Origin of the sequence: Polaromonas sp. (assembly GCF_043778355.1) — a bacterium.
Classification (GTDB): domain Bacteria; phylum Pseudomonadota; class Gammaproteobacteria; order Burkholderiales; family Burkholderiaceae_C; genus Polaromonas.
Map to the genome: position 1 here is coordinate 1 of NZ_JAYWHI010000001.1, position 5445 is coordinate 5445.

At 63.2% G+C, this 5445-nt stretch carries 4 protein-coding genes and 1 pseudogene; all 5 read right to left on the bottom strand.

The window, feature by feature from the left end:
* Positions 1–389: pseudogene (locus ACH2CW_RS00005) on the bottom strand (primosomal protein N'); the annotation flags it as partial.
* A gap of 357 nt (positions 390–746) precedes the next feature.
* A complete protein-coding gene (gene hemE, locus ACH2CW_RS00010) occupies positions 747–1847 on the bottom strand; it encodes a uroporphyrinogen decarboxylase (RefSeq protein ID WP_395054558.1) in 1101 nt (366 codons plus the stop codon).
* A gap of 173 nt (positions 1848–2020) precedes the next feature.
* Positions 2021–2767: a hypothetical protein gene (locus tag ACH2CW_RS00015; protein WP_395054560.1), complete on the bottom strand. Its 747-nt coding sequence runs from the start codon at positions 2765–2767 to the stop codon at positions 2021–2023.
* A 68-nt stretch (positions 2768–2835) separates the two neighbouring features.
* Positions 2836–3480 (bottom strand): thioredoxin family protein, encoded by a 645-nt coding sequence (locus tag ACH2CW_RS00020; protein ID WP_395054562.1) that lies wholly within the window; start codon positions 3478–3480, stop codon positions 2836–2838.
* Positions 3481–3505: 25 nt separating this feature from the next.
* Positions 3506–5445 (bottom strand): protein-disulfide reductase DsbD family protein (locus tag ACH2CW_RS00025; RefSeq protein ID WP_395054564.1); only part of this gene is annotated, 1940 nt, incomplete at its 5' end.

Consider the following 5445-nt stretch of genomic DNA (forward strand, 5'->3'; position numbering starts at 1 on the left):
GGCGTGTCCGGTACGGGCGCCACCGGGCGCTTCAGCCGGCGCGCGAGCTGTACTGTGCCGAGTTCGCGCAGTTGCGGCGGCAGCGCGGCCAGCGCCACCTCGCCAATCGAGCGCTGGTAATAACTGGCGGTAAATGCCACCAGCCGGCGCCAGGTGACCGACAAGGGCGCCAGGCCGTCGAGCGCGCCCAGCACGGCGCGGGCTTGCGCCGGTGGCAAGTCGCCGCTGTCGGGCAAGGATTCCCAGACCACCCCCAGCACCTCGCGTTTTCCCAAAGGGACACGCGTCAGCGTGCCGGGTGCGAGTGGCCACTCGCTGGCATAGGTGAGCGCCCCGGCCACACTGCTGTGGGCCGGCGTCGCAACCACAATGCTGAGCCAGTAAGTCATGGGCGAGAAAGCTTAAGAGCGACGTAAAAAGTCGTAAGTGCTGAGATACATTTTGGGAAAACGCCGTAAGTGCTTGATTTCAAACTACTTTGAGAGTGATCCAGAGTTTCTGTGGATAACTTTGTTGATAGATTGCCATAGGCGCTGTCCAGGCCTTGTAAATCAAGGCTTTTCTTAAATTGCCCGGAAAAAAAGCAATTTAAAGAAGCTATATAAATCAATCACTTAGCGGCGCTATGGGTTTGATAGCGCAACCAGGCTTGAAGTCGGTGTCATGCGGCACCGCAGCACGAATTTTGTGAATAAGTCTTGCCTTCCAAGCCTGATTTTGTGTTATCAGGCCGTCAAAAACCGCGCTCAATGGGGCGTTCCGGTACGCATCCTGCGGGAGTGTGCATGCACTGCACGCACCAGCACCTCCACGCTGTCTGGCGGGGTGTGCTGGCTGATGCCGTGTCCGAGGTTGAAGATATGGGTGGGGCCGCTGCTGGTCAGGTCCGCATGGGGCTGGCCGAAGCTGTCCAGCACGGCAGCCACTTCTTTTTCAATCTGCGCCGGCGGGGCAAACAGCACGTTCGGGTCCAGGTTGCCCTGCAGCGCCATGCGGGCACCGACCCGCGCACGCGCCTGCGCGAGGTTCACGGTCCAGTCCAGGCCCAGCACCTCACAGTCGAGCTGCGCCATCTGTTCCAGCCACAGGCCACCGCCCTTGGTGAACACCAGGCGCGGGATGATCACGCCCTCATGGCTGCGCTTGAGCTGGCTCAGCACGCGCTGGGTGTAGGCCAGGCTGAAGGTCTGGAAGGCCGCGTCGGCCAGCACGCCGCCCCAGCTGTCGAAAATCATCACGGCCTGGGCACCGGCCTCGATCTGGGCGTTCAGGTAGGCGGCGACCGCATCGGCATTGATCGCCAGCATCTTGTGCATCAGATCCGGGCGCTGGTACAGCATGGTCTTGACCAGGCGGTAGTCGTCGGAGCCGGCACCCTCGACCATGTAACAGGCCAGGGTCCAGGGGCTGCCTGAAAAGCCAATCAAAGGCACCCGGCCGTTCAGTGCCTTGCGGATGGAGGTGACGGCGTTGAAGACGTAACGCAGCTTTTCCATGTCCGGCACTTCGAGCCTGGCCACGGCCGCCTCGTCGCGCACCGGTGTCGCAAAACGCGGGCCTTCACCGAGCGCAAACGACAGGCCCAGCCCCATGGCATCGGGCACGGTCAGGATGTCGGAAAAAAGGATGGCGGCGTCCAGCGGGTAACGCTCCAGCGGTTGCAGCGTGACTTCGGTGGCGTAGTCGGGCGAGGTCGCAAGCCCCATGAAGCTGCCGGCCTTGGCACGGCTGGCGCGGTACTCGGGCAAATAACGCCCGGCCTGACGCATCAGCCAGACAGGCGTGTAGTCGGTGGCCTGGCGCAGGCAGGCGCGCAGGAAGTTGTCGTTTTGGAGGGGTGCAAACATGCCCTCATTGTCTCAGAGCCGCGAATCTTTCTACTGCGCAGGCCGATCTGGCGCCTGCGGTGCTCACCGTACGTTTGTACGGCTCCGCTCCTCGGCGCCACCTGGATCCGCTCGCTACGAAATCTTCACGACTCTGGGCGCGGCGGCCACACGCAGTAGCGACCGTGGGGCTCTTACCTGACCGGCAAGAACTGCAGGAAGGACGCGCCGGCCAGATTCTGCACATAGGTGATCACGGCGCGGCGGTATTTTTCGGTCAGCACTTCCGACAACAAATCCAGCCGGCCGACGATCTTGCCGAATTCGCGTTCAAAGCTCAGATTACGCTCACGCTCTGACATCTCGTCGGCCAGCAGCAGTGGCTGGCCCGACGCATTGCGCCGGGTGGCCAGCAGCCAGACCGCCGACTCGACATTGCGCGCAGCGTTGTAGATGTGCTGCGCGTCCAGGCCATCGATCAGGTAAAAAGTGGTTTTGCCGTCGTGGGCGGTGATCAGCATGTCGGCGCTGGCATACACAAAGGCGGCGACGCGGTCGCCGCGGAACTCGGGGCTGAGCGCCAGCGACAAGGCGGCAATATCGCGTTTGCCCTGCAGTTCGGGCCAGGGGGCGCGGCTTTCGATGGCGCTGCGCACGCGCTGCACCGCCGCCTCGCGGCTGGCACTGCCGGTTTTGCGCCACTCGGCCGGGTTGCGCCGGTACAACTTGTCGAGCAAGCGGTACAGGCTGTCCAGGTTGTCGCGCATGCCCAGGGTGGCCATGCGGTTCAGGTCGGATTGCGCAAGCTCGCTGGAGGTCAGTGGCGCCACCTGTGTCTCGCCGCGCAGGACTGGCGCTGGCGCCTGTGTCGAACACCCGCCCAGCAACAAAACCAGTGCACAGGCGGGGTAAGGCAGCAAAGGCCGACTCAAAAAAGGCATGCGGCAATTATCCCGAAGAAGCCTGCCCGCGCAAGCGAATCAGCCACAGGGACCTGCTCCGCGATGCCTCAAGCTTTGTATTTGATCGAGCAGCCATAGGCCCGGCTGGAGGCCACGCTGAGTGGTTTGCCGCCCAGCGCTTCATTGAGCCCCTGGCGCACATAGTTGGTGGCGGTCTTGATGTCGTCCACGCGGGCTGAGGCGATGCTGTCGATGCCGCCGGCGTAAATCAGCTGGCCCTGCGGGCTCACGATGTACATGTGCGGTGTGGTCTTGGCGCCATAAAGCTGGCCGATTCTGCCTGACTCGTCCATCAGCGTGGCGGTCGGCGCGGCCTGCTTCTCGCCCAGCCAGCCGGCGAGTTTGACCGGCGCCAGGTAGTCACCGTGGCCGGTCTCGGTTGAGTTGATCGCGAGCCAGACCACGCCCCTGGCGGCAAACTCTTTTTGCAGGCCCTGCATGTTGCCGTTGTAGTGCTTCTGCACAAAAGGGCAGCCGGGGTTGGTCCACTCCAGCACCACCAGCTTGCCCTTGTAGTCGCTGAGCTTGCGGGTTGTGCCCGTGGTGTCAGTCGCTGAAAAATCCGGCGCGGCCTGACCGACGGTGACGGCCGCCATCGCGGGGCTGGCGAGCGACAGCGCCAGCGGGGCGGTGAGCAGCGCGCCAGAAAAAACGCGGCGGTTCATGGGGTGGGCACGAGAACGGTTCGACATGGCATGAACTCCTGGAAAAAAGAAATTACAGTTTGGCCAGTTCGGCCCGGACATCATCAACAGACAGAATTTCCGACAGCACCACGGGCGCGCGGCCGGGCTTGTAAATCACGTACACCGGCACCCCACTGCGGCCCAGCTGGGACAGGGCTGCGGTCACCGCCGGGTCACGGCGCGTCCAGTCGGCGCGCAGCAGCACGACTTTTTTCGCGTCTATATCGGCCAGCACTGCGCTGTTGGCCAGGGTGGTTTTCTTGTTGTACTGGCAGCTCACGCACCAGGCGGCGGTGAAGTCCACAAACACGCTCTGGCCCTGCGCCGTGAGTTGCTCGACCCGGCCCGGCTCCCAGGTTTGCCAGCGTTCCGAGGGCGCAGCTGCGAGCCCGGCTGCGTCCAGCGGCTTGGTGACATATTGGCCCATGGCCCATACCCCGGCTGCACCAAGCGCTATCGAAAACGTAGCAATGGCGAGTCGCGCCCGGCCCCGCAATGTCAGCGACCACAACACCAGCGCCATCAGAACCAGCAGTGCCAGCAAGGCGCCGGCGCCGTCGATGCCGCTTTGCTGGCCCAGCACCCAGACCAGCCAGGCCACGGTGGCAAACATCGGGAAGGCCATCAGGCGGCGGAAGGTGTCCATCCAGGGGCCGGGGCGCGGCAAGGCGCGCGCCACGGCCGGCACGGCGCTGGCCACCAGGTAGGGCAGGGCCATGCCCAGACCGATGGCGGCAAATATTGCCAGCGCCTGCCAAGCGGGCAGGCCCAGCGCAAAACCGAGCGAGGCGCCCATGAACGGCGCGGTGCAGGGCGAGGCAATCGCCGTGGCCAACACGCCGGTCAAAAAGGAATTGACGATCGGATTTTTGGCCTGCAGGCTGGCCACGCGGCTCGGCAGGAAGCTGCCAAATTCAAACAAGCCCGCCAGATTGAGGCCGATCAGTGTGAACAGGGCCGCCAGGGCCGCCACCACCGCTGGGCTTTGCAACTGGAAGCCCCAGCCAAGTTGCTCGCCGGCTGCGCGCAGGCCCAGCAGTACGGCGCCCAGCGCGATGAAGGACAGCAACACGCCAGCGGTGTAGGCCAGGCCGCCGGCCAGCCGTGCCGCCTGGTTTTTTTCCTGCGTGAAACTCACCACCTTGATGGCCAGCACCGGGAACACGCAGGGCATCAGGTTCAAAATCATGCCGCCCAGCAAGGCACCCAGCAGCGCCGCCCAAAACGTCAGCGATGTAGCGGGCGCTTGAATCGGCGCCGCGCCGCTGGTGGCGTTGGCTTTGAGAGCGGCCTCAAGCGCAGGCGGTATTTGCGCAGCAGCAGCTACTTTGGGCCATTCGCCTTTGACGGGTGCTTCAATCCGGTAAGACGCATCGCCCAAAGCAACCACGACGGGCATCAGGGCGGGGCTTTCAGTGCGCTGGCCAGACAGCGGGATTTGAGCCGTCCAGGTTTTGCCTTGCCAGGCTTGCGTCCAGTCGGCGGCAGGTTCAATCACACTGCCTGTTTCAGGGAAAAATGCGAGGGTTTTGCCCGTCAAACGGTCAGGCAAGCCGGTCAATGCAACCTTGATGGCTTTGCCACTGACTTCAATCTGGCTTGCACCTGTTGCCAGGGGCTTGGGGGCAGCATCAAAGGCCGCTTGAAACACGCTGCCTTGCAAAGCGGTTGAGCTCTTGACGGGAATCGTCAACGTAAAGTCGCCCTCTTGCGGTATGCACTCCTTCTTGCATACCAGCCAGGCGGCTTTGAGTTGGATGTCCAACTGCGTGCCGCTGAAGTCTTTTGCCACCGTCAGGGGCACAGGCAGCAGCACAGTATTTTCATAACCGTAGTTGGCCAGCGTGCCAATCGGGATTTTTTTAGGCGTGGGCCAGGCAATCTCGCCCGGGTCAATGCCTGCGGGCAGCTTCCATTCCAACACGGTAGGCAGGCCAGAATCGCCGGAATTCTTCCAGTAGGTGTGCCACT